General features: G+C 46.1%; 1 protein-coding gene. It reads right to left on the bottom strand.

Annotation, left to right across the window (positions count from 1 at the left end; genetic code table 11):
• Positions 1-323 (bottom strand): putative Ig domain-containing protein (locus H4J65_RS00015; RefSeq protein ID WP_182193922.1); only part of this gene is annotated, 323 nt, incomplete at both ends.

The raw sequence follows: 323 nt of genomic DNA on the forward strand, positions 1-323 counted from the left end.
TCGGTGTGCCCGTTAAGCTACCGGTTATTGTGCTAAACGTTGCCCAGCTAGGTTTAATGTTAATACTAAAGCTTTGGGTATCACCTGCATCAACATCAGAAACTATAGGAGTAAAGCTGTAGGCAGTATCTTCAGCTACCGTTGTGGCTGGTGTACCTGTTATTACCGGCGCATCGTTGGTGTTTGACACTGTGATAGTAAAGGCCGCTAAGCTGTCTGATGCATTCGCAGCATCGGCAACACTGATGACAATACCTGAGGTGGTACCAATATCATCATTAGTCGGTGTGCCCGTTAAGCTACCGGTTATTGTGCTAAACGTT

The sequence above is a fragment of the Colwellia sp. MB02u-9 genome, from assembly GCF_014077085.1.
Classification (GTDB): domain Bacteria; phylum Pseudomonadota; class Gammaproteobacteria; order Enterobacterales; family Alteromonadaceae; genus Cognaticolwellia.